This window comes from Allotamlana fucoidanivorans (genome assembly GCF_045788535.1).
In the GTDB taxonomy this organism is placed as follows: Bacteria; Bacteroidota; Bacteroidia; order Flavobacteriales; family Flavobacteriaceae; genus Allotamlana; species Allotamlana fucoidanivorans.
Map to the genome: position 1 here is coordinate 3,767,798 of NZ_CP074074.1, position 23,345 is coordinate 3,791,142.

Here is a 23,345-nt window from a genome sequence, read left to right on the forward strand (position 1 = left end):
GTACTATTTTATTTCGCTTAACAAGGTTTCCACAGCTTTTTTCAGCTGCGAATCTTCACCGTTGGCTTTATCATCAGGATTGTTATCAACCAAGATATCTGGTTGAGCAGGCCCTAATTCCATATTCATGCCAGAATCTTTTACATACCAACCTCTAAAAGGCATTCTTACATACGAACCATCTATTAAGGTCACGCCTCCTGTTGAAATTACAGCTCCAAATGTCGGCACCCCAACTAATGTACCTAAATTCAATGACTTGTAGGCATGTGAAAATATTTCCGCATTTGAATAACTATTTTGATTACAAAGTGCTATTGAGGGTTTTGTCCATGCTGCCAACGGTAATCGTTCACTAAAGGGGTAATGCTCTTTAAATTTTGTATGCTCTTTTTCTAAATATTTAGCAGCACCACGTGGTACGGTATAAGCATGTTGTTTTACATTAAGAACAGCCATTAAATAGTCTGTAGTCCAGCCGCCCCCATTAAAACGCACATCAATTACAATACCTTTTTTACCTAGTCCTGCTGCTGTAAGTTCACGTTCAAAACGCTCAAAACTCGTCCAATTCATACCTTGAATATGAATATACCCCAACTGACCATTAGAATATTTTTCTGTTAAGCGTTGACGCTCTTTTACCCAGGCTTTATAGTTTTCATTTCGGTTGCTGCTTTTGGGTCTTATAACAATATCTAGTGTTTCGCCTGCTCGTTTGACCTCCAGATAAATCCTTTGATTTGCTGTGCCCTCTAATAAACTATAAACGTTTAAATCTTTTGTTAGCTGACTTCCGTTTACGCCTAGTATTTCATCTCCTAACAACACCTTACTTGAAGATCTATCACCTGGCATATTTGGCACCACCGCAATCACTTTTAAGCTTCCTGTTTTTGTTGGCTCAACTTCTAAGCCCAAGAATCCTGTATACTCGCGCTCCAACTGTTCTCTTGTTTCGGTACCGTAAAGTCCCATATGGCTAGCATTTATTTGCCCTAACATCCAATTGAACATGTTTTGAAAATCAGATCTTGTGGAGGCCCCTAAAGCTAACGGTTCATAAATTTCTCTTAGCTTTGTCCAATTTTGACCATGAAAATTAGGATCATAAAATCCATCACGTATTGCCGTCCAAGCTTCTTCAAAAATTTGTTTAGATTCGGCATGATAATCTATATTCATGCGCGCTGTAAAACTTAAATTTTCAGATTTATCATTTGAAAACGAAACCGAAGACAAACTACCTTTTCCTTTGGTTAAGTAAATTTTTGAAAAATCACTATTAACTACTAAGTTAGATGGTTTACTGTCATTTGAGGTAATTTCCTTTTTACTCTTCCCATTCCATTTAATCTTATATAAATCTGAAGGCACCTTGGCATCTCCTCTACCACCATTTCCTGTTGTATAGTATATCGTTTCTGAGTCTTTTGAAAACAACTGTCCAAATTCACCTCCAACAAAAGAGGTAACTTGAACCTGACGTTCATGAATATCTTCAAAATCAATAATTACGTCAACATCTTCATCCTTGTCTTCTTTTTCGGTATTCTTCTTTTCTTTTTTCGAGGCTTCTTTTTTAATTTTGGGTTTAGGCTTCTCCTCATCGTTTTCTTCCCAATCTTGAGTTGTTTTTTCCCAATCTTCTTGCCTTAGCCATGTAAACCAAACATCATAATCGCTGTTATTTCTATTTGAAGAAAACATAAGCTTTCTACCATCGGGACTCCAAACAGGACTTCTATCTTGTTTGGGATGCATTGAAATATTTACAGGTTTCTGTGTATTATCTGCCCTATGTATGTAAATTTCTCCGTTAAAATCAAGATCACTTAGATTATACGCTAGCCATTTAGAGTCTGGTGACCACGATATACCACTGGGCGTATCCCAACCGTTTAATAACACTTTTTCATTCGTTAGTTTTCCGCTGTCACTAATATCAGCTACAATAAGCTTACCTCTACCTCTAACAAAAGCCATTTGTTTCCCATTAGGTGCCAATTTTAAACTACTTTCTGATTCAGTTGTTTTTGTTACGCGCTCTATTTTATGTTTTAGTGTTTTAAACAGATTGCTCTGGTTTTTATCATTTGATTTTACCAAGTATATATCATTTTGACCTCCTCTATCAGACACAAATAGTAATGTACTATCATTTAACCATACCGCATTTCTGTCTCTATAAGCCGATTTTGACACATTAACCGTTCGTTTTTTATCCTTGTCTGTTTCTCTTATAAACAGTTCGCCTCTCACTTCAAGCGCTGCTAGTTTTCCGTTTGGAGACACCGCTATATCTTGAACACCACTTGAAAAACTTTTGTGAGAAACCGGATTGAACCTATAATCTGAAGTAATATCAATATTTATCTTATTTTGTTTTTTTGAAGACACATTATAAGTATACACTTTATTGCCTTTAACCATGATTATATCATTTCCATTTCTACTAATTTGAAATGAAAAAATTCCCATATTGGTAAAGTTTGAAATTTGAGAAACGGTTCCTTTTTTTGTTCCGTTATCATCTACTTCTACCTTGTGTACATTGTATTTTCCACTTCTTGAAGATTGGAAATAAATAGTGTGATCGTTAGCCCATTGCGGATAAAAATCATTTCCATTATACGTTGTTATTTTTGAGTAGGTATCATTTTGAATGTGATATACCCAAATATCTCTATTGGCAGGACCTTGGTAAGCCTCGCGCTCCATTCTGCAAGTTCCCCGCACAAAGGCAATTATTTTTCCATTAGGAGACATGGTTGCTTGTAACCCCACCGCATTTAAAAATCGGTACGGTGTTCCTCCTTTTTCATTAACTATATGTATTTCTGCTTCGCGTTCTACCTGTGCAAAATTTCTTCTGGTTGAAAAAAGAATATCTCCATTTTTTGTGTAATCGGTAATATTGTCAGGCGCTGAATGAAATGTTAATCGTTTGGGTAATCCACCTTTTGCGGGTATAGTATAAATATCGTCATTGCCATAGCGGTCACTTTGAAAGGCTATTTGCTTTCCGTCATAACTCCAAATAGGGTTTGTATCATAAGCCTCATGAATAGTTAATCTTCTGGTATTACTACCATCAATAAGAGCCGTCCATATATCGCCTTGATAATTAAATGCAATATGTTGTCCGTCTGGACTAATGGCAGGGGCATTTATAAGTGGTGTTTGCGCCACACTTAAACTCACAAATAGACTAAATACCGCAACAAATATTATGTTTAATTTCATATAGTTTGAATGAATAATTTTTATATCTCCTTTTAATTGTGTGCTGTATTTAAGGCATAAATAGCATAGGTACCTAACCAATGTCCGCCCTCATAGCTATCTCCAAAAATACTTGGCAGCGAATAATTGATATGCTTATTGGCTATGTTTTTTAAATGGTTGTACTCCGGAAAACCTTCTGAAATTTTATACAAATTCCATGCTCTAGAAAAATTCAAGCCATCAAGATGCACCAAATGCCCATCGGTTCTATCGGATACTAAACCAACTGCCAAATCATAATTTTTATTACTCAATTCGGGTAAAAACTGTTTTAACCAAATACGATAATCTTCTTTTGATAATAAACGTTTCATTAAAGCGGCTTCCTCTAAACAAGGTGATAAAAAATCACTCCCATTAGGCTCCCAAGACATGGGGCAATGTTGATCATTCTGAAAGAAAAAGGAAGCGCGGTCTCTAATAGCTTCCTTCAAATCGGTTTTATTCAAAGTTTCTGCATAATCATAAGCTAAAGACAATCCAAAAGCGGTATTGGTATGAGTCCCCACACGAAGCGCATAATTCAATTTAGGTAAAAATTCCATGTAGCGCTGTGTAATCAAATGTGCCAATGGCTCAAGATTTTCTTCTAGTTGTCGCGCTAATGGATGATCCCAAGTATGTAATTCTTCAACCAATTTAAGCAACCAAGCCCAGCCATAAGTACGCTCATATGAGGTATTGTGCTTCCCTTTAAAATAAGCCACTTCAGCCGCAATATTTTCTTTTGAAATGTTGTTTAGAAGCCGTTCTTTAATGGCATTGCTACGTTCTAAATCTGGGAAGTCTTTTAGAAGTTTTACCAAGCTCCAATGCCCATGAACCGCTGAATGCCAATCAAAACATCCATAAAATGCAGGATGCAAATTTGCAGGTGTTCCTAAATCGTCTTCACTCCCTAAAACCTGAGACAATTTATTAGGGTACTCTGTATTAATGCAATCTAATGGCAATGTTGCCAAAATATTAGCCTGAGCTATATCTAGTTTTGGAATTTCAAAATTCAAACTATCTATTTTATTATTTAATTCGGACTGAATTGGCTGTTTTTTTTCTGTATTACAACCAAAAACAATACAAAGCAGTAATAAGGATAAAGGTATTTTCATGTGTTAAAATTATGATTCCACGAGTTAGGTTGTGTAACAAAAGATACATAAAAAAGTAAGCTTATCCTAACCAACCTTCTCGGTCTAAACTTCTATACTGAATCGCTTCACTTATATGAGAACCGTTTATGTGCTCAGCTCCTTCTAAATCCGCTATAGTTCTAGACACCTTTAGTATTCTATCATACGCTCTAGCAGATAAATTAAGTCGCTCCATGGCTGTTTTTAATAATTGCTTTGATGCCTCATCAAGCACACAATATGTTCTAATTTGTTTGGTGTTCATTTGTGCATTGTAATGCACCGTATCTGAATCTTCAAAACGTTTTGTTTGTAAAGCTCTGGCCAGCGTTACCCGCTTTCGTATATCAACTGACGACTCTCCCTTTCGTTCATCAGATAACTTATCAAAAGGCACGGGTGTGACTTCAATATGAATATCAATTCTATCCAGCAGGGGACCGGAAATCTTACCCAAATACCGCTGCATCTCGGCAGGGCTAGATGTTACAGGAGCATCAGGATCATTAAAATAACCGCTAGGACTTGGGTTCATACTGGCCACCAACATAAAGGATGACGGATAGGTTACGGTAAATTTTGCCCTAGAAATTGTGACTTCTCTATCTTCAAGTGGTTGGCGCATAACTTCTAACACACTACGTTTAAACTCTGGAAGCTCATCTAAAAACAACACACCGTTATGAGACAAGGAAATTTCTCCAGGTTGCGGGTAAGCGCCACCGCCAACTAAAGCCACATCACTTATGGTATGATGCGGACTTCTAAACGGGCGTTGTGCCATTAAACCACTATCTTTCACTTTACCAACTACAGAATGTATTTTAGTAGTCTCTAGTGCTTCATGTAAGGTCATTGGTGGCAAAATGCTAGGTAACCTTTTAGCTAGCATGGTTTTTCCTGCGCCTGGCGGTCCTATTAAAATAATATTATGTCCACCTGCTGCTGCAATTTCCATACAGCGTTTTATGCCTTCCTGCCCTTTTACATCGGCAAAATCAAACTCAGGAAATTCTAAATTTTTAAAAAACTCTTCTCGGGTATTAATAATGGTGCGCTCTAATGGTGTTTCTTTATCGAAATAATGAATCACTTCTGTAATATTATCTACACCATAAACTTCTAAACTATCAACAATAGCAGCTTCTTTAGCATTCACCTTTGGAAGAATAAATCCTTTAAACCCTTCTTCTCTAGCCTTTACCGCAATGGGCAAGGCTCCTTTTATGGGTTGCAAACTTCCGTCTAACGAAAGCTCTCCCATAATAAGATATTTATCTAAATTTTCAGCATTTATTTGTTTTGATGCTGCTAAAATACCAATAGCCAAAGTTAAATCGTACGCACTACCTTCTTTTCTTAAATCGGCAGGCGCCATATTTATAGTAATCTTTTTACCTGGAATTTTATAACCATTGTTTTGAAGTGCTGCGGCAATTCTGTAGTTACTTTCTTTGATAGCATTATCTGGCAAGCCTACTAAATGATAACCAATACCAGAATCTACATTTACTTCAACGGTAATGGTTGTGGCTTCTACACCAAATACCGCACTTCCAAAAACTTTTTTAAGCATAACATGTGTTTACTGCTTAAATGTAAGAAAAGTTATTTGTTTTTATAAAAAGAATCCCCAAAAATGGGGATTCAAAATTAAACTTAATATATAAAATTCGTTTTACTTCGCAGTATTTAAAAATTTAGGTTTAATTAATAACTGTACCCAAGCCCAGTTTTGCACATCGGCAGCTGCATCTTTTGACACACCTTTTAACTCATACATACCATCAGCAGCAAACATGTGAGAATAACCTATATTTAAACCAAATCCTTTGAACTTCTTTCCATACACTAAATCTACTTCTGTTCCTAGTGATTTTTCTCCAGAGGCTAATTCTTTTTCTCCGCTAAAGTTTAACACTTTTGCCATTAAACTAGAGGTTTCTCCAAGCTTGAAATTAGCACCCACATGAATATCTAATAGGCCAACATTGTTTGCATGATTTCCAACATAGAAGTAATCCATAAATCCATTAAACTTATGGTTTGTACCATATAAAGGGAAGAAGGCTCCAGTTTCACCAGCAGGTTTGTCATTACCACTTATTAATTCAGCCCCTACAACTAAACCAACAGCTGAAGACGCTTTAAAGTTAAGATCTAAGCCTAACAAATAAGCCCCTTTTACTTTCAGTTCTTGTTGATGCTCTCCTGTTTGAACATAAGCATTAGCAGCTAAACCAAAACCTCCCGCTTTATATTTTAAGTGTACTCCCATAGTTTGCAAGTTGCTTACCCCGTCATACACTCTTGTTCCTGTAGCATCAGAAAAGTTTTGGAATCCGTTGTTCATCAATAATAAACTTCCTGAAAAGTTATCCCAAGCATTACTTAAATGCACCATTTGCATGGTTTTATAAGAGAAGAACCCCGTAGTATCATATCCATTACCTACAGACACAAATCCTGTTGGGTGTGAATAATCTTGATTCCATGCTAAAGCTACATCTAAAGCAAACTTATCTTTTTTGTATTTAATAAGGCCAGCATCATGGTTACGCCCTTGTTGCGCCCAATCTAAGCCTCCTAAAATACGTTGATCATCATAAGATAACACCTGACGTCCTAATTTGGTTGACCAACCAGAACCCAATTGAAACTCAGCCCAAGCTTGAAAAACAGCAAAAGAATTATTCATATCATAAGGTAAAATCTGTCTGTTTTCACCCCAAACCATAACGTCTTGAAAACTTACAAATAATTTATAGGTCTCAGTGGCAAACCCTGCATTTAAACGTACTCTAGTTGAAATACCAAAACCTGGTTCTGCAGCTTCAGGAATTAAACTTCCAAAACCATGTCTATATTCCGTTCTTGGCTTGAACTCTCCATCAAGGGTAAATTGCGCTTGCATAAATTGAATTCCTGCTAAAAAAAGCGCTAAGATTAAGTATTGTTTTTTCATTTTTTTAAGGTTTTAATTTGATTTGTTTTAAGTGTTTTTGAATATAAATTTGTGATATTTTTCGTTTTAATAAAATTTTAACAAAAGTAAAAGTATAGCTTTTCACTAAACATGACAAAACTCATGTTTAGATTACAAAAAAGACAAATACCTCCTTTTTATACTTAATGCTCTAAAAAGTCTATGAGATGCTTTCTGTATGTATAGTAATCGTTGTGTTCTAAAACAGCTTTACGAGTTCTAGGTCTTTCAAAATCAATGTTCAAGACATCTCCTATTTTTGCTTTTGGTCCGCTAGTCATCATAACCACTCGATCTGCTAGAAATATAGCTTCGTCTACGTCATGCGTAATCATAACTGCTGTAATCTTTTCTTTATTCCAAATTTCAATAAGTGTATCTTGAAGCTCACCTCTTGTTAAAGAATCTAGCATTCCAAAAGGTTCATCAAGTAATAACACTTTAGGTTTTATAGCAAATGCTCTGGCAATACCAACACGTTGTTGCATGCCTTGAGACAAATCACTGGCCTTTTTATCAAACGCATCTTCAAGACCAACTTTCTGCAAATAATACTTTGCTATATCATTTCGCTGAGCTTTTGTTGCATGTGGAAATACCTGATTTACTCCTAAAAGTACATTTTGTAATGAGGTCATCCAAGGCATTAAACTAGGTGCTTGAAAAATCACACCTCTATCGGGTCCCGGGCCTTTTATATGTTTTCCTAAAACTGAAATATAACCTCCTGATATTTCGTTCAACCCTGCAATCATGGAAAGCATGGTTGTTTTTCCACAACCTGAATGCCCAATTATAGTAACAAACTCTTCTTTGCGAATTTGAAGATTCAAACCTTCCAGTACCACATAATCGCCTTTTGGAGTTGGATACACTTTTTTTAGATTTTTTAAATCTAACATAACCTCTGAAGAAGGAAAAAGTCCGTTATCCGTGATTATTCCTCTACCTTTATTTTCTAATATATTTGTAGTCATTTCTATCAATTATTTAAAGCGTCCAACAAAACTTTTAGGTTCTAACTCAGGCAACTCAAAGACTTCGACAGCTTCAGATTTACGTTCGTTACCAATATCCATTAAGTACTCAATAATAGCGTTTCTGGTTTCCTTAAAATTAGGATTATCATTGAGCTCGGTTTTATCTCTAGGGCGTTCAATATCAATTTTAAACTCAGGCCCTAAGGTTGCTCTAGGCCCTGGTTTTAACGGAATAATACGATCGGCCATGTAAATACCTTCATCAACATCATTAGTAATCAATAACGCGGTGCGCTTATCTTTTCCCCAAATATTTAAAATTTCATCTTGAAGGTTTCCTCTGGTTAAGGCATCTAAAGCTCCAAGTGGCTCATCCATAATAATCATTTCAGGTTTCATAGCTAGCGCCCTGGCTACAGCAACCCGTTGACGCATACCTCCTGATAATTCTTTAGGACGTTTATTGATAGCGTGTGATAAACCCACCATTTCAACATACTCCTTTACCAAATCATTTAACTCTTTTTTACTCTTTTTAGGAAACACTTCCTTTACGGCCATATAGATATTCTGACCAACGGTTAACCAAGGTAACAGCGAATAATTTTGAAAAATTACCCCACGTTCATGACTGGTTCCGTTTACTGGTTCTCCTTTAAAAAGCACCTCACCACTGGTTGGTTCTAACAAACCATTAATAAGATTTACTAAGGTTGTTTTTCCACTTCCTGTAAACCCTACAATAGCTACAAATTCACCTTCTTCAATTGTCAGATTGATATTATTCAGCACTTCTGTAGTGTTTTCGCCTTGTCCGTAGCTTTTGTATATATTATTTAATTCTAAATACGCCATTTTCTTTGGTTTAATTGTTGATTTTCAACTTCTTTTAAAGGCCTTCATTTTTATTAAATGATACTGCGTTTTGAATAGTTAGCATTAATCTATCTAACAAGAAACCTATAATACCTATAACAAACATGGCTACAATGATTTTTGAATTGGAATCATTTGCTCCATTTTGAAATTCTTCCCAAACAAATAATCCTAAACCAGGACTTTGCGCTAATAATTCAATAGCAATAAGCACCATCCAAGCCACAGACAATGTAATTTTTAAACCTGTAAAGATGAGCGGTAACGATGATGGTAAAATCACTTTAAAAACCTTTTGAAAAGGCCCTAATTTTAACACTTTAGCCACATTGATATAATCTTTATCAACAGAAGACACGCCCATGGCGGTATTTACTAATGTGGCCCACATAGAACACAAACCTACACTGATAAACGAAATGGTAAATGAACTATCATCACTTGAATCTATTAAAATAGTTTTAACAATCATGAACACCAGCAAGTACCAAACAACTGGTGAAACGGGTTTAAATATTTGAATAAACCAGTTGAATGCACTTTTTAAAGTTGGACTCAACCCAATAAGAATACCAATAGGAATAGCAATAATCAATGCTAATAAAAACCCAGCAAACACCGTTTTTAAGCTCATCACAATTTGATCAATAAATGATGGTCTTCCTGTATAAACAATAGGCTCTTTTCCTTCTGCAATTCTTTTAGCATTTAAAGCGGCAGTCTTTTCTTTAAATGCCGCTTTATCTGCACTAATTATATTATGATCTCGTAATAATGACTTATAGGATTCCCAAACTTGGCTTGGTGCTGGTAAGGTATTAGGCTGACAACTAATATCTCCAGAAGCTATACATGCTTTTAGTGCTTCGGCCGCTTCAGGGCCCTGATCTGCAAGTGCTTTTTCAATTTTAAAATCGGCCTCTCTATTGTATAGAACCTTAGCACCTGAATGCCAAATTCCAATAAATAATAGTATGGAAGCAAGTGGTACGACTACTTTGCGCAAGAATTTTACAAAATCTTCCTTTTCTAGCTTCCCAGTGAATAGATCTTTTAACGTGGTTAAAAACCCTAATCCCATAAATTTGGTTACTTTTCCTAATGTTATGCTTTGCTTCATGACAAATTATTTACTTAGTTCTTTTCTTAATTTTTAATTACTGTAATGCTTTATCTTTGTTACCAATTTTAAAGCTGTTGATGTATGAAATTGGATCTTTAGCATCATATGTTGTTCCATCGATAAAATCGGAAGTAGGTGCTTTATAGCCATCTGTTACAGGAATATCTGTTGCTGGAATATGCCCTTCTTCAACTAAAAGTTTTGCAGCTTTTTCCCAGATATCAGGTCTGTAAATATCTTTAATGGTTTCTGCATACCACTCAGCTGGTTTAGCTTCAGGAATTTGTCCCCATCTTCTCATTTGAGTTAAGAACCAAATACCATCAGAATAGAATGGATATGTTGCATTGTATTTATAGAATACATTAAAGTCTGGCATCTCTCTTTTATCACCTTTTTCAAACTCAAAAGTACCAGTCATTGAATTGGCTAATACCGCTTCATCAGCTCCAACATACTGTGACATTGATAATATTTTTACAGCCTCAGCTCTATTTCCAGGTTCATCTAACCATTTACCAGCTCTTATTAATGCTTTAGTAACTGCAATGGCTGTATTAGGGTTTTCATCAATGAATTTTTGAGTCATTACAAATACTTTCTCTGGATTATTTTTCCAGATATCATAGTTTGTAGTTACTGGCACACCAATACCTTTAAATACGGCTTGCTGGTTCCATGGTTCACCTACACAATACCCATAAATAGTTCCGGCTTCTAGTGTTGCTGGCATTTGTGGCGGAGGCGTTACAGAAAGTAAAACTTCAGCATCTATTTGTCCTTGTACATTATCGGCCGTATACATACCTGGGTGAATTCCGGCAGCAGCTAACCAATATCTAATTTCATAATTATGTGTTGATACAGGGAATACCATACCCATTTTAAAAGCTTTTCCTGAATTTTTATATTCGCTAATAACAGGCTTTAATGCATCCGCCTTAATAGGATGTATTGGTTTTCCATCTTCTCCTACAGGCACATTGGGCTTCATTTTAGACCAAACATCATTTGATACTGTAATACCGTTACCATTTAAGTCCATAGAAAAAGGTGTTACTAACTTAGCTTGACGACCAAACCCTGCTCCAGCAGCTATAGGCTGTCCAGCTAACATATGTGAACCGTCTAACTGACCATCAATAACACGATCTAAAACGTTTTTCCAGTTAGATTGTGCTTCAACTGATACAAATAAACCTTCATCTTCAAAAAACCCCTTTTCTTTAGCAATGGCTAACGGTGCCATATCTGTTAATTTGATAAAACCAAATGTTAACTGTGGTTTTTCAATTTCTAAAGTTTTTGTTTTTGAAGTTTCTGTAGCCACATTTTCAGCTAAAGTTGCTTGTTTCTTGTCTTTGTTTCCACAAGAAAATAGCAACACTGCTACAGGTAAGATCCAAGTTGATTTTTTGATTAGTGATTTCATAATTTATAGTTTTTATAATTCTAAGTATAATTACTTATTTTTTGACAAATATATAAGTAGCAACACTTTCTACTCATGTTAATACACATACCCTTAACTCTTTTTTATCATAAACAAAACTGCGACAACACATAAAACAAGCATAAAAAACTAAATATCAATATATTAAAACATTAAACATACCATAAAACAATACGTAAACATATACTTAATCGCACAAAAAAGAACAAAAAAAATACGTATTTATGTTTACACAAATACGTATTTTACAATTTACTTCTTTGTGATAGACTCACAAAAGAACGCGTTTTAAAACAAGCGAATTATTTACTTTTCTAAAGTTTTCAACCAAGCTTCCTGTGATAAGGCAGTATATTTTTTATTGGTGCCATAAGGGTCTTCACCTCCTTTAAAATAGGCTTGAATAAATTGCATAGGAATAGTATCAGACAATTTTTCTGGCACCTCATACTTATGATTACCATGAAAATCATGACATTGAATACAAGTGAACCATTCTTTAGCAACAATTAGTTGCTCGTGAGAGATATCTAAGGGGTCATTTTCTACAACTAAATCTTGATGACAATTCATGCAATAGTTTATGGAAGCTACCGATACCCGTTCACTATTATGTTCTGAATGACACGTAATACAAGTAGTAGCATCAATATGTTTAATGGCGTCTTTAAATCTGGGTTCAGAAAATCTATAGGTTGGATGCCTATCGTTGGCTCGATCATGACACTCCAAACAATTATCTACAGTAACATCTTTGGTTCCAAAATCTACCGCCGTCTTTCTGGCACCTACAGCATGTGAGATATTAGATTGTACTTGTTGTAATAAATTCCCTTTAGCATCGGCATGACATGTAAAACAAGACAAATCTTGATGCCCCGTATTCATGGGGCCAATGGATACGTATTTTTCTGTAGCCTCTAAGGTGAAAATGTAAAACAATACCACGCCTAAAACAAACCCTATAACACCACCAAGAACTTGTCTTTTACGTAACGGACTAACTTTAAACATACTTCTTTTGAGGTTTAAATTTCTATAACTAAATTTTCACTGGCTGGATAACTCACACAGGTTAATATATCGCCTTGAGCTACTTCGGCATCAGATAATAAATGACCGTCTGTCATACTTACTTCACCTGAAACACATTTGGCTTTGCAGGTAGAACACATTCCTGATCTACAAGAATATGGAATAACTATACTCTCAGACATGGCTTGTTGCAATATAGACCGGTCTCCCCTTACCTGTATCTGGTGCGAGGCGCCATCAATAGTTAAGATTACATTGCTTATTAAATTCCTGCCTGTAACTTTTACAACTGGTGCTTTAAATACTTCTATTTTTATCTTTTCCCGGGCTACACCATTAGCCTTAAGCAATTCCTTTATTTTTTCCATGTAGCCGTTAGGCCCACATATCATGTACACATAATCACCAAAAACAAGATTATGTTTTGAAAAAATTGTTTGTAAAACATCTTGTCTGGCCAACCCAGCATGGTAATTGTCTTGTTGTATTTTATTTGAAGAAATGATATGCTCAACAGAAAATTGATTTGGAAAACTGGACTCTAAAGCCTTAATTTCATTATGAAAAATAATAGAATCTATGGTTTGATTGGCATAAATCAATAATACTCTCGACGCTTTTTCTTCTGTTAAAACTGATTTTACTATAGAAAACATAGGTGTAATACCGCTTCCCCCGGCAAATAGCACATACTGTTTTTGTGACTTACCATGAGGTTGAATAAAAAATGAACCTGCTGGATCATCTACTTCTAACTTATCACCTACCTTAAGGTTATCATGTATATAATTTGAAACTAATCCCTTTTCTACACGTTTAATAGTAATCTTTAAATCTTTATCTGTAAACGGATTACTACTAAAAGAATACGCGCGTTTATGAATCTGACCGTCAATAGGCACATGAATGGTTAGAAATTGTCCTGGTTTATACTTTATCTTCTTAAAAAAGTTTCCATTTTTAAAACTAATACTAATAGCATCAGGGGTCTCTTTTATAATATCTTTTACTAGCAATTTCATACAATCAATTATTTATAATAAAACACCATACTAATATGAAATACCATCATTATTGACACAATAATAGACAATGCAACATGGCTAATCATCCATCCTTTAAATAGCATCTCATTATTACTTTTAATAACATCAAGATTTAAATACCCCAATAACGTGTTTGAAAAGAAGATATAAGACAGCAATAACAAATAACCATAGCCTAAAGTTGCACTATGAAAATAGAAGACTATAGGACTCACAGCTCCTAACCATTTATGTATGGCTTGCATAGGCATGGCATACTTTCTGAGTCTTTTTACTACTCGAGTAATAGTTAAAACCCATTGAAAAACAATGAGTAGTGCCAAAACCAATCCAGACCATCTTTTATAAAGTTCTTCCTTTTGAAGTTGAAACAACCACATCCATTCTAGTTTCAAAAAATATTGTAAAAAGAAAGCGCATAAAAGCACCACCCCAACTATTGTTGATTTATTTTTGGCTATCATTAACTGTTTTTTTTGGTTGAGTTGATAATGCAACTTGCCCATAACTATCTACTACAGCGATGAGCAAGTGCAAATCAAGAACTAAGTTTATTTTACAGCAACCAAGTGTTTCATTGTCTCATAAGAAGACAATTTTTTTACACTATCCAGAAAAACTTCTGCCGTGGGAAGATAATTTCCTTCTGCTGGCCACTTATTTCCTATTTCCGGCTTCTCACTTTCTTTAAACGCCTCAATTTCATCTAAATACTCCATATAAATATCTACTGTACCTTTGGCATAAGCATTTAAAACAGCTACAGTTTCTTTATATGTTAGTGAGTCTTTAGGATATTGCCAAGTTGTTGCACCCATAACGTCTCCCAATTTCCAATCAGATTTGGTGGTTTGAGGGTGTTTATTATGACAGCTTACACAAGCCCCTGCACTGGCAAGATCGGCAAACATGGCTGTATGCAATTTTTGATCTTCATCATAAAAAAATTGAGGTTCCTGAGTTTTCTTTATTTCCTGAAATAAATCGGCTTGCTTCCCTTCAAATTTGTTAGCTGCATTTACAGGAAAATCTGATCCCAAATACAACCCCAAAGGCACAGGACTCTTTATAATGCTTGTTGCCACACCTCTTAAGAATAAAGCGGGTAAAGGTCCTGCCTCCACGTCATCTTTTCTCCAATCTTCATCAAACTTCATACCTTGAGCTTTTCCTTTACCTACAATAGCTTTTGTGTATAACGTTCTTGTAACGTCATTTTCTTTAGCAACCATTTCTAACACTTCTTCAACAGAAAAGGCATTTTCTTCAGCAGCCGTTTCTGATTTTTCTTCTGGCACACCACCGCAAGCCACCAGTACTAGAGCTGAAAAAAATAATGAAATTTTATATATAATTGTCTTCATCTTGTTTTGTTTTAGTTATTAATAAGCGGCCTCAATCATTACGCTAGACATGGTTCCGTAAACACTAGCCCAAGCCTCTTTAACCTCTGAGGTAAAATCATCTCCCAACCCTGCTTCCAAAGTTCCTAAAAGCGCTTCGCCAACCGTATCATAATGAAAAGCTTCCACCTTGTATTCTACATGACGTTTTCCTAAATCCTTTAAAACAGGGATGAGTGCATCTAAATTATTAAGCCCGGCAACCGCAGCACCTAACATACTCATCAATTTATTGCCTTGTACTTTCATGGCTTCTTCACTATTTGGAAAAAGTGGTTTAAGTTGCGGATCTAATTCAAATAACTTTGAATAAAATATTTCAGCAGCAGCAGGAGCTATTGGTTTAACTTTTTCAAATGATTCTTGTACTAACGTAATGGTTTTTGGTTCCATAATATATTTGTGTTTTGGTTTGTTTCTTTACAATTAAGTATTAATACTTATTTAAAACAAAAATAAAAGCTAGAAGCTTAACCGATTATGATATAAAACAGACCAAAACAATCTTTTGATACATTAAAAAAACTACTATAACGCAGGAATTAATAAAAAGGCAAAAAAATGCCCTTAAAAAATAAGTATTTATATAAGTATGATTGAAAATTAAAAATTAGCTATCTAAAAAGAAGTTGTGCTCGCTAATTTCTTTTTTTAGAAGTTGAATATCTTTAATACCTATTTTTTTGCCTTGCGCAATAATCAAGTCCTCTTTTTTTAAAGCCGAAAAAACACGTATAACTTGCTCCTCCGTTGTTCCGGCATAATCGGCATATTCTCTTCTGCTTAAAGGTAAATTTATAAACCCTCTTAAATCACCAAATTTTCTATGAATATATAATAGGGTATCTATGACGCGTTCCCGTACCGTCATTTGAGAAATAGATTTCACTTTATTTTCACTTCTGTTAAGCTCATTAGCATAAAACAGCATCATATCATAGGTAAACGCAGGATTTTTTAATAAAATTTCTTGCAGATTATCCTTGGAAAAATAGCACAATACAGAATCTTGAAGCGCAATAGCACCAATAGAATAGTATTCCTCGGTACCAAAACCTCGATGCCCGATAATTTCACCTTCTTTAGCAAAACGTACAATTTGTTCCCGTCCATTGATACCCGTTCTAAAGACTTTAACAGTACCCTTTAAAATAAAAAACAAGCCATTTACGGGAGCACCTTCCATAATAAATTGCTGTCCTTTTTTACAACTCAATGTATTTTTATTATCGGTAAAATCAGAATCATCAAAAGACTTTAAGTTCCTTTTAATCAAACAACTATCATTAAAACAAGCACTACAAGACACATCTTTCTGTAACTTATGTTTTGACCTTATATGTGAAGCTATTTGCATCATAAAAACGAAGTAACAATCACAATATTACGTAATAATACTTAGTTTTTAAACTATAACACTTATTTTTAAGGGTAATGCAAAAAACACCAACTGAAACTATTCAATTGATGTTTTTATATCTTTTAAATGTGAAACTCGTAAATTCCGTTTTCAGCTATTGCTTATTCTTTTTGTATCTCAATTGTCCAAGTTCAATACCGATTGCAGTTCTTGCCAAAATGGTAAAAACAAAAGCCCCTAAGGCCCAAATGCCCAAAGTCACCCCAATTTCAATACCTGTTGGCGTATATTCAGAAATCTTACCATAAGGTCCTGGAATAAATCCCGGAACAATTAACCCAAACCCTTTTTCAATCCAAATAGCAATAAAAAGTATAAAACAGCAAAAATAAAGTACCTTCGGATTATTTCTTAATTTATGAAAGGTTAGCATGACAGTAGCCAAAATATTTAAAGGAATAGCCGTCCATATCCATGGGAGTAGAGCATCTTTCCCATGCAATCCAAAAAACAGGTAGTAAGCACTTTCACTATGATGCGTAGGCGCATAAAACTCCTTAAACAACTCAGAAACTAACATAATTAAATTGATTTGAGCGGCAACAGTTACTACCATAGCAATTTTTTTCAATGTTTTATCTTCAATCTTAAATGCTGTAAAATTACGAATCATAGCCAAAACTAAAATAATTAATGCCGGACCCGCAGCAAAGGCTGACGCTAAGAATCTAGGCCCTAATAAGGCATTATTCCAAAACGGACGCGCCTGTAAGCCTTGATATAAAAAAGCTGTCACCAAATGAATTCCAACAGCCCAAAACACAGACAATATAGCTCCTGGCACATATACTTTAGACTTGGCTTCCTTACCTTGATAATGCCTAAAGAGGATATAAAAAGGAATGGTAATATTTAAAAACAAATAGCCATTGAGTACCAAAACATCCCAAGTTAACATAGAGTTTGGAAAATTAAACACCCCAAGCCCCGGTATCATATGCCATAACACAGAGGGCCCACCCATATCGGCAATTACAAAAGCCAAACACATAATCAATGCAGAAACCGCAAGCCCTTCACCAATTAACACCGCTTGTTTAAAATCTACATCATGCAACACATAGGTAGGCATTACCAACATAACAGCAGCAGCAGCTACACCAACTAAAAATGTAAAATTTGAAATATATAACCCCCAACTCACCCTATCGGTCATCCCTGTGACTTGCAAGCCTTCACTCAACTGAATGGAATAACAATACATGCCCACCAACATCATAAACGTTAAAACCCCCATCCATATATGATACTTCACATTGCCATGTGTTATGGTATCTAAACTATCTTTAACTAAACTACCAAAAACCTTTATTTGTTTCATTTAAAATCTTATTAACTCTTAGCTTTATTTATTTGGGCGTTCCCTCAAGGGGGCGGGCTTTCTGTTGCAATCTTTTTGCTCATACTTCACAAAAAGGATTTACTCGGCAATCCCTAACGCAAACCAATTAGTCCATAAAATACCAGAACTTAGGTTCTGTTCCTAAATCTTCTTTTAATCTAAAGACTTTCTTATTTTCTAAAACCCATCTAATAGTACTATTAGGGTCTAATAAATTTCCAAAAATTCTTGCTCCCGTTGGGCAGGCCTCAACACAAGCTGGATTTTTCCCAGCCCTAGAGCGTTGTACGCAAAAAGTGCATTTTTCCATGACCCCTTTTTTCCTCATTCTGTTTCCTAAATAATGCTGATTGTGGTTAATCTCAGCCTCAGGAACCTCAGGCTTCTTCCAATTAAAACGTCGGCCATCATAAGGACAAGCCGCCATACAATATCTACACCCTACACACCAATCATAATCAACCACCACTAGGCCATCATCTTCACGCCATGTGGCTTGTACAGGACACACATTAACACATGGCGGATTATCACAGTGAAAACATTGTGTTCCCATATAAAAATGGCCTTCTGCTGGCACTTCATGATAGTAATTATCATCAGCTTCATCAAAACTAAAACCATTCCCGTCCTTCATTTCATGAATCCTGATGTATTGCATTTGTGAATCACGATCTTGGTTATTTTCCTCTACGCAGGCATTCACACAATCCATATACCCCTGACACTTGGAGATGTTAAACGCATAACCAAATAAGATGTTTTCTTCGGCATTTTTCGAGGACATGCTAATGTTCTTACCAGTTCGCAATTCATAAGAGCGCATCAATCTATCAACTGTAGCTTTCTTCTCTTCATCCGTCATGAGCTTATAGTTCCCCTTAAACTGTTCCTCCCAGTCAATCTGTGCTTTTTCTTTGCTCTCATCCCCACTAATCACACTACACGAGGTACTTACAGCACCAGCTCCTATTAATAAACTAGCGGTTAACTTTTTAAAAGCAGTCCTTCTGTCCATTTTAACATCAAACACCTGCTCAAAGCCATCTTTAGTTCGCTCTTCTCCAATAGAGGCATCAACAGCTGCAGCAACAAAAGCTTCATCTGTCATTTCATAGTCATCTGAGCTGTGAGAACCACAACCACCAGATGTTTTTCCACAACCACACGAACCTGAACTTGCACTACTCTTCCTGCCAAGATTTAAAGAAAACCACTTTTTATTATTGCTACTCATACCCTAAATTTTATTAAAACTACTCGTGTTTTTTTACTCTCTTTCTTTTACTGTTTGTGTATTAAATCGTGCTGGCCATTTAGACTCAAAATGAGGCTTGTGCGGATTATGACAGTTCACACAGGTCATTGAAGCTCTAGGTGGTGCCCAACCTCCAATCTTTTTACCATGCGCGCCTCCTTTCCAATCTTCAAATTGCTTGGTATGGCATTGATTACACACGTTGTAACTCTTATTAAAATCAATTTCTTTATGTGTTAAACTTTTAAGCTGATCCATATTATCAGGATTGTGACACGTTACGCAGCTCATAGTATTCTCATTAGCATGTACTAATTTAATATCCCAATGCGCCTTTTGTTCTCCTTCAGTTTGCATCTTACTTAAAGGCTTGTTATGACACTCAGTACAGGCATACATTTTAATTTGTCCTTTACGTTCGGGGATTAAAAATTCGTGTCCGCCTTCTGAAATTTTTATCATATCAATACCGTCATGATACTGTTCTGAAGACACTGTTACGCCATGATAATTTTTACTCTCAGCCTCAATTTTTTCAACAACACCATGATACTCTCCTTCACCATGCTTGCAGGAAAAAAACAGCATTAAAAAAACAAAACCGTAAATCCATTTATTCATAATACGCTTATTGTATTGCATTGTTTGTTGCTCTTTTAAAAGTTCCTATATCTGTTACTTCTTTATTATTAGATACGTGACATTGTCTGCAATTTACCCGCTCAGGATGTGTTACCCGAATCTCTTTGGGAGCACTTGGGCCAGCATGGCATGACAAACAATTTTCATGCATTTGTATTTGGTGTGGTATAACTGGCGGGCTTCCTGGCAACGCATTATTGACACCAACCTCAGGAGCATTTAGTTGTGGAAAATTCGTGTTTTTAAACAATGAACTGGTTTGCTGTGGCACATGACATTGTCTGCAATTTATCATTTCAGGATGTGGTGTTACGGGGGCATAGGCCTGAAACTTATCAACAAAACCACCATTTTGATGACATTTTAAGCATTTGTTTTCTCCCATACTTATTTCGTCTACAACAGGATGCGGAATAGACGGTGGCGCCCCATGAAATGCTCTATTTTTATAATACTCCTTTAAGGTACGTTGATGGTTTTCATCAACAGGCATGTTAGCATAATCTAAGGCGTATTCAGAGCGCTCAAAAACACCTGTTTCTGATGGCATTAAGGTTATAGAACTTTCTTTATCAACAGGGATATATGCTTCCTCTTGTCCCGCTTGATAGCTTAAATTCCAAACAAAAATAAAGGCCAAAAAGAGTACAATAAATAATGATATGATTCCTAATCTTTTCATATTAAGTCTTTATTAAACCTTTTCTACTTTAACAGCACATTTTTTATAATCTGGTTGTTTAGAAATCGGACAAAACGCATCTAAAGTAACATCATTAATCAGCATGTTTTCATCAAAGAAGGGCACAAACACTTGGTTTCTTTCAGGCACCCCTCTTTCATTTACTGAAGCTGGAAGTACAATCTCTCCGCGTCTGGTAGTTAATTTCACCTTATCTCCTGTTCTTATTTGCATGTCCTTGGCCTGCTCTGGGTTTAACTCTACATAGGCATGCGGCATGGCTTTATGTAGCACAGGAATACGTCTTGTCATGGAGCCAGTATGCCAGTGTTCAACTACACGCCCTGTACATAACCAAAATGGATAATCACTATCAGGCACTTCTGGCGCTGGTTCATAGGGTCGTTGCCAAATCACGGCCTTACCATCTGGTTTTCCGTAAAAATGAAACTTTTCGCCGTTACTACAAGCAGGGTCATACTCTGAATTGAAACGCCATTTTGTTGATTTTCCATCTACATAAGGCCATTGCGCTCCAGGCTGTGACTTTAAGACTTCTAAAGGCGCCATGGCATGCTTTTTACCTTCATGATGCCTTCTATATTCATTATATATTTCTTCTATATGTGTTGCTTCGTTGTAATAAAATTGTTTTTCGTACCCTAAACGCTTAGCCACCTCAACAATTTGCCAAGTATCACTCATAGCTTCCCCAGAAGGCTCAATCATTTTCTCAAAGTATTGTGTTCTGCGTTCTGAATTACCATACATACCTTCACGCTCAATCCACATCGCTGATGGTAAAATAACATCGGCAATATCTGTGGTTGGTGTAGGGTAAATATCAGAAACCACAATAAAGCGTCCTTCTTTTTCACAAGCATCTCGGTAACGTTTTAATTTTGGCATGGTTACCATAGGATTGGTTACTTGAATCCACATAAATTTAATATCGCCTCTGTCTAAGGCTCTAAACATTTCTACCGTATGATAAGATGGTTTAGGGTCAATGTTTTCAACTGGTACATCCCAAATTTCGGCTGCAAATTTTCTATGCTCTTCATTGGTTACTACGCCATGAGGCAATTTATGGGTTAAAGTACCAACTTCTCTTACCGTTCCACAGGCACTAGGCTGGCCTGTTAATGAAAACGGACTATTACCAGGAGTAGATATTTTTCCGGTTAATAAGTGAATGTTATAAACCAAATTATTTATCCAAGTACCACGTGTGTGTTGGTTCATTCCCATACACCAAAGTGACATCACTTTCTTATTGGGATCGCCATAAAAAGAAGCCAAATACTTAATATCTTTTGCAGAAACGCCAGAAATCTTCTCTACCTTTTCTGGAGTGTAATCTTGCAAAAAGGTCTTATAAGCCTCAAAATCAATAGACTCAGGTTTATCATTAAAACTGTATTTATCCTCTAGCCCGTATCCCATATCCGTAAGCCCTTTACTGAAGCTACAGTGTTTTTCAACAAACGATTTGTTTACCCAGCCGTTATTTATAATTTCATAACAAATGGCATTAGCTACTGCCAAATCGGTTTGCGGTTGAAAGATTATAGATTTATCTGCTGCCATACTGGTTCGGGTAGTACGTGTTGCAAAATCAATAATTTTTACACCCCGTTTAAGTCTCTGATCTAAAAGTCTGGAAAATAAAACAGGGTGCATCTCAGCCATATTATTTCCCCAAAGCACAAAAACATCAGCATTATCTATATCTTCATAACACCCCATTGGTTCATCTAAACCAAATGAGGTTAAAAACCCTGTTACGGCACTTGCCATACACAAACGGGCATTAGCTTCAACATTATTGGTACCTATACACCCTTTAAATAGTTTTGAAGCCACATAACCATCGGGAATGGTCCATTGTCCTGACCCATAAATAGACACCGCATCTTTACCATGCTCACTAATGGTTTCTTTCATTTTGGAAGCAATTAAATCTAATGCTTCCTTCATAGAGGTTTCTACATACTGTCCGTTCTTTTTAACCAAAGGTTTCGTCAATCTATCTTTTCCGTAAATAGACATCACCGAGTGATATCCTTTCACACAACACAAACCTTTATTTACAGGAGATTTAGGATCACCTTTTACTGCAACAGCCTTACCATTGTCAATGCCAACTAAAACCCCACAACCAACACCACAAAATCTACAAGGTGCTTTTTTCCAATCTAAATTACCTCCTTTTGGAAGATTCTTCTCCTGTTCTTCAGCAAATAAAATGCCTGGAAACATAGTGGCTGCAGCTGTCATTGCAGACATAATAGCCATTTTCTTTATAAAACTACGTCTGTTTGTTAACGAGGTATACATACTTAATTACTTTTAGGTGTATCAAATCCTGAAACCATTGCAAGCAATTTTAAACTTTTAATGGTTTCTATTTTTTCTTTTAAATTTTCGTCTTCTAATTTGTCATTGGTGTCTGTTACCACAATAAGCAAGTCCTTATTTTCTGCTGGGATAACCTCACAATTCTTTAGACTGGATAGAGCCTGAACCAACTCCTCTTTTTTACCGTCATGAGGGTGCGCTAAATAGCTTTTAATTGGCATTAGTTTAGTTTTAGTGTTCGTTAAATTTAAGACAAATTTATCTTAATTAAAAATAAAGAAACTGACATTTATCATGTTCTATATTAAAACACAGATATT

Annotated in this window: 20 protein-coding genes; all 20 read right to left on the reverse strand. The window is 35.8% G+C overall.

What is annotated here, in order from left to right; genetic code table 11:
* Positions 1 to 3 precede the first annotated feature (3 nt).
* Entirely contained in the window at positions 4 to 3,246 is a 3,243-nt protein-coding gene (locus KFZ70_RS16030; protein ID WP_139698256.1) for a S41 family peptidase, read from the reverse strand.
* A 32-nt stretch (positions 3,247 to 3,278) separates the two neighbouring features.
* Complete coding sequence (locus KFZ70_RS16035; protein WP_139698255.1) at positions 3,279 to 4,397, reverse strand: DUF2891 domain-containing protein; 1,119 nt, start codon at positions 4,395 to 4,397, stop codon at positions 3,279 to 3,281.
* A gap of 61 nt (positions 4,398 to 4,458) precedes the next feature.
* Entirely contained in the window at positions 4,459 to 5,994 is a 1,536-nt protein-coding gene (locus KFZ70_RS16040; protein WP_139698254.1) for a YifB family Mg chelatase-like AAA ATPase, read from the reverse strand.
* Positions 5,995 to 6,096: 102 nt separating this feature from the next.
* Complete coding sequence (locus KFZ70_RS16045; RefSeq protein WP_139698253.1) at positions 6,097 to 7,383, reverse strand: alginate export family protein; 1,287 nt, start codon at positions 7,381 to 7,383, stop codon at positions 6,097 to 6,099.
* Positions 7,384 to 7,547: 164 nt separating this feature from the next.
* Complete coding sequence (locus KFZ70_RS16050; RefSeq protein WP_139698252.1) at positions 7,548 to 8,381, reverse strand: ABC transporter ATP-binding protein; 834 nt, start codon at positions 8,379 to 8,381, stop codon at positions 7,548 to 7,550.
* Between the two features lie 9 nt (positions 8,382 to 8,390).
* Entirely contained in the window at positions 8,391 to 9,239 is an 849-nt protein-coding gene (locus tag KFZ70_RS16055) for an ABC transporter ATP-binding protein (protein WP_139698251.1), read from the reverse strand.
* A 34-nt stretch (positions 9,240 to 9,273) separates the two neighbouring features.
* Positions 9,274 to 10,380: an ABC transporter permease gene (locus tag KFZ70_RS16060; protein WP_139698250.1), complete on the reverse strand. Its 1,107-nt coding sequence runs from the start codon at positions 10,378 to 10,380 to the stop codon at positions 9,274 to 9,276.
* Positions 10,381 to 10,417: 37 nt separating this feature from the next.
* A complete protein-coding gene (locus KFZ70_RS16065) occupies positions 10,418 to 11,815 on the reverse strand; it encodes a CmpA/NrtA family ABC transporter substrate-binding protein (RefSeq protein WP_139698249.1) in 1,398 nt (465 codons plus the stop codon).
* Between the two features lie 327 nt (positions 11,816 to 12,142).
* Positions 12,143 to 12,850, reverse strand: coding sequence for a cytochrome c3 family protein (locus KFZ70_RS16070; protein WP_139698248.1), 708 nt, complete (start codon positions 12,848 to 12,850; stop codon positions 12,143 to 12,145).
* A 14-nt stretch (positions 12,851 to 12,864) separates the two neighbouring features.
* Positions 12,865 to 13,893 (reverse strand): ferredoxin--NADP reductase, encoded by a 1,029-nt coding sequence (locus tag KFZ70_RS16075; RefSeq protein WP_139698247.1) that lies wholly within the window; start codon positions 13,891 to 13,893, stop codon positions 12,865 to 12,867.
* An 8-nt stretch (positions 13,894 to 13,901) separates the two neighbouring features.
* Positions 13,902 to 14,381, reverse strand: coding sequence for a hypothetical protein (locus tag KFZ70_RS16080; RefSeq protein WP_139698246.1), 480 nt, complete (start codon positions 14,379 to 14,381; stop codon positions 13,902 to 13,904).
* An 87-nt stretch (positions 14,382 to 14,468) separates the two neighbouring features.
* On the reverse strand, positions 14,469 to 15,281 hold the full coding sequence (locus KFZ70_RS16085) for a DUF3365 domain-containing protein (protein WP_139698245.1): 813 nt from the start codon (positions 15,279 to 15,281) through the stop codon (positions 14,469 to 14,471).
* 18 nt (positions 15,282 to 15,299) lie between these two features.
* The gene (locus tag KFZ70_RS16090; protein WP_139698244.1) at positions 15,300 to 15,713 is read right to left on the reverse strand and encodes a globin family protein; all 414 of its coding nucleotides are present in this window, start codon (positions 15,711 to 15,713) and stop codon (positions 15,300 to 15,302) included.
* Positions 15,714 to 15,930: 217 nt separating this feature from the next.
* Entirely contained in the window at positions 15,931 to 16,680 is a 750-nt protein-coding gene (locus tag KFZ70_RS16095) for a Crp/Fnr family transcriptional regulator (protein WP_233244080.1), read from the reverse strand.
* A 154-nt stretch (positions 16,681 to 16,834) separates the two neighbouring features.
* The gene (dsrP, locus tag KFZ70_RS16100; protein ID WP_139698243.1) at positions 16,835 to 18,061 is read right to left on the reverse strand and encodes a sulfate reduction electron transfer complex DsrMKJOP subunit DsrP; all 1,227 of its coding nucleotides are present in this window, start codon (positions 18,059 to 18,061) and stop codon (positions 16,835 to 16,837) included.
* Positions 18,062 to 18,188: 127 nt separating this feature from the next.
* A complete protein-coding gene (locus KFZ70_RS16105; RefSeq protein WP_139698242.1) occupies positions 18,189 to 19,319 on the reverse strand; it encodes a 4Fe-4S dicluster domain-containing protein in 1,131 nt (376 codons plus the stop codon).
* A 33-nt stretch (positions 19,320 to 19,352) separates the two neighbouring features.
* Entirely contained in the window at positions 19,353 to 19,982 is a 630-nt protein-coding gene (locus tag KFZ70_RS16110; RefSeq protein WP_199240689.1) for a cytochrome c3 family protein, read from the reverse strand.
* Complete coding sequence (locus KFZ70_RS16115) at positions 19,969 to 20,664, reverse strand: nitrate reductase cytochrome c-type subunit (protein WP_139698241.1); 696 nt, start codon at positions 20,662 to 20,664, stop codon at positions 19,969 to 19,971. Before KFZ70_RS16115 ends, KFZ70_RS16110 begins: the two co-directional genes overlap by 14 nt.
* A gap of 12 nt (positions 20,665 to 20,676) precedes the next feature.
* Positions 20,677 to 23,004, reverse strand: coding sequence for a molybdopterin-dependent oxidoreductase (locus KFZ70_RS16120; protein WP_139698240.1), 2,328 nt, complete (start codon positions 23,002 to 23,004; stop codon positions 20,677 to 20,679).
* Positions 23,005 to 23,006: 2 nt separating this feature from the next.
* Complete coding sequence (locus KFZ70_RS16125; RefSeq protein WP_139698239.1) at positions 23,007 to 23,246, reverse strand: hypothetical protein; 240 nt, start codon at positions 23,244 to 23,246, stop codon at positions 23,007 to 23,009.
* Positions 23,247 to 23,345: the final 99 nt, after the last annotated feature.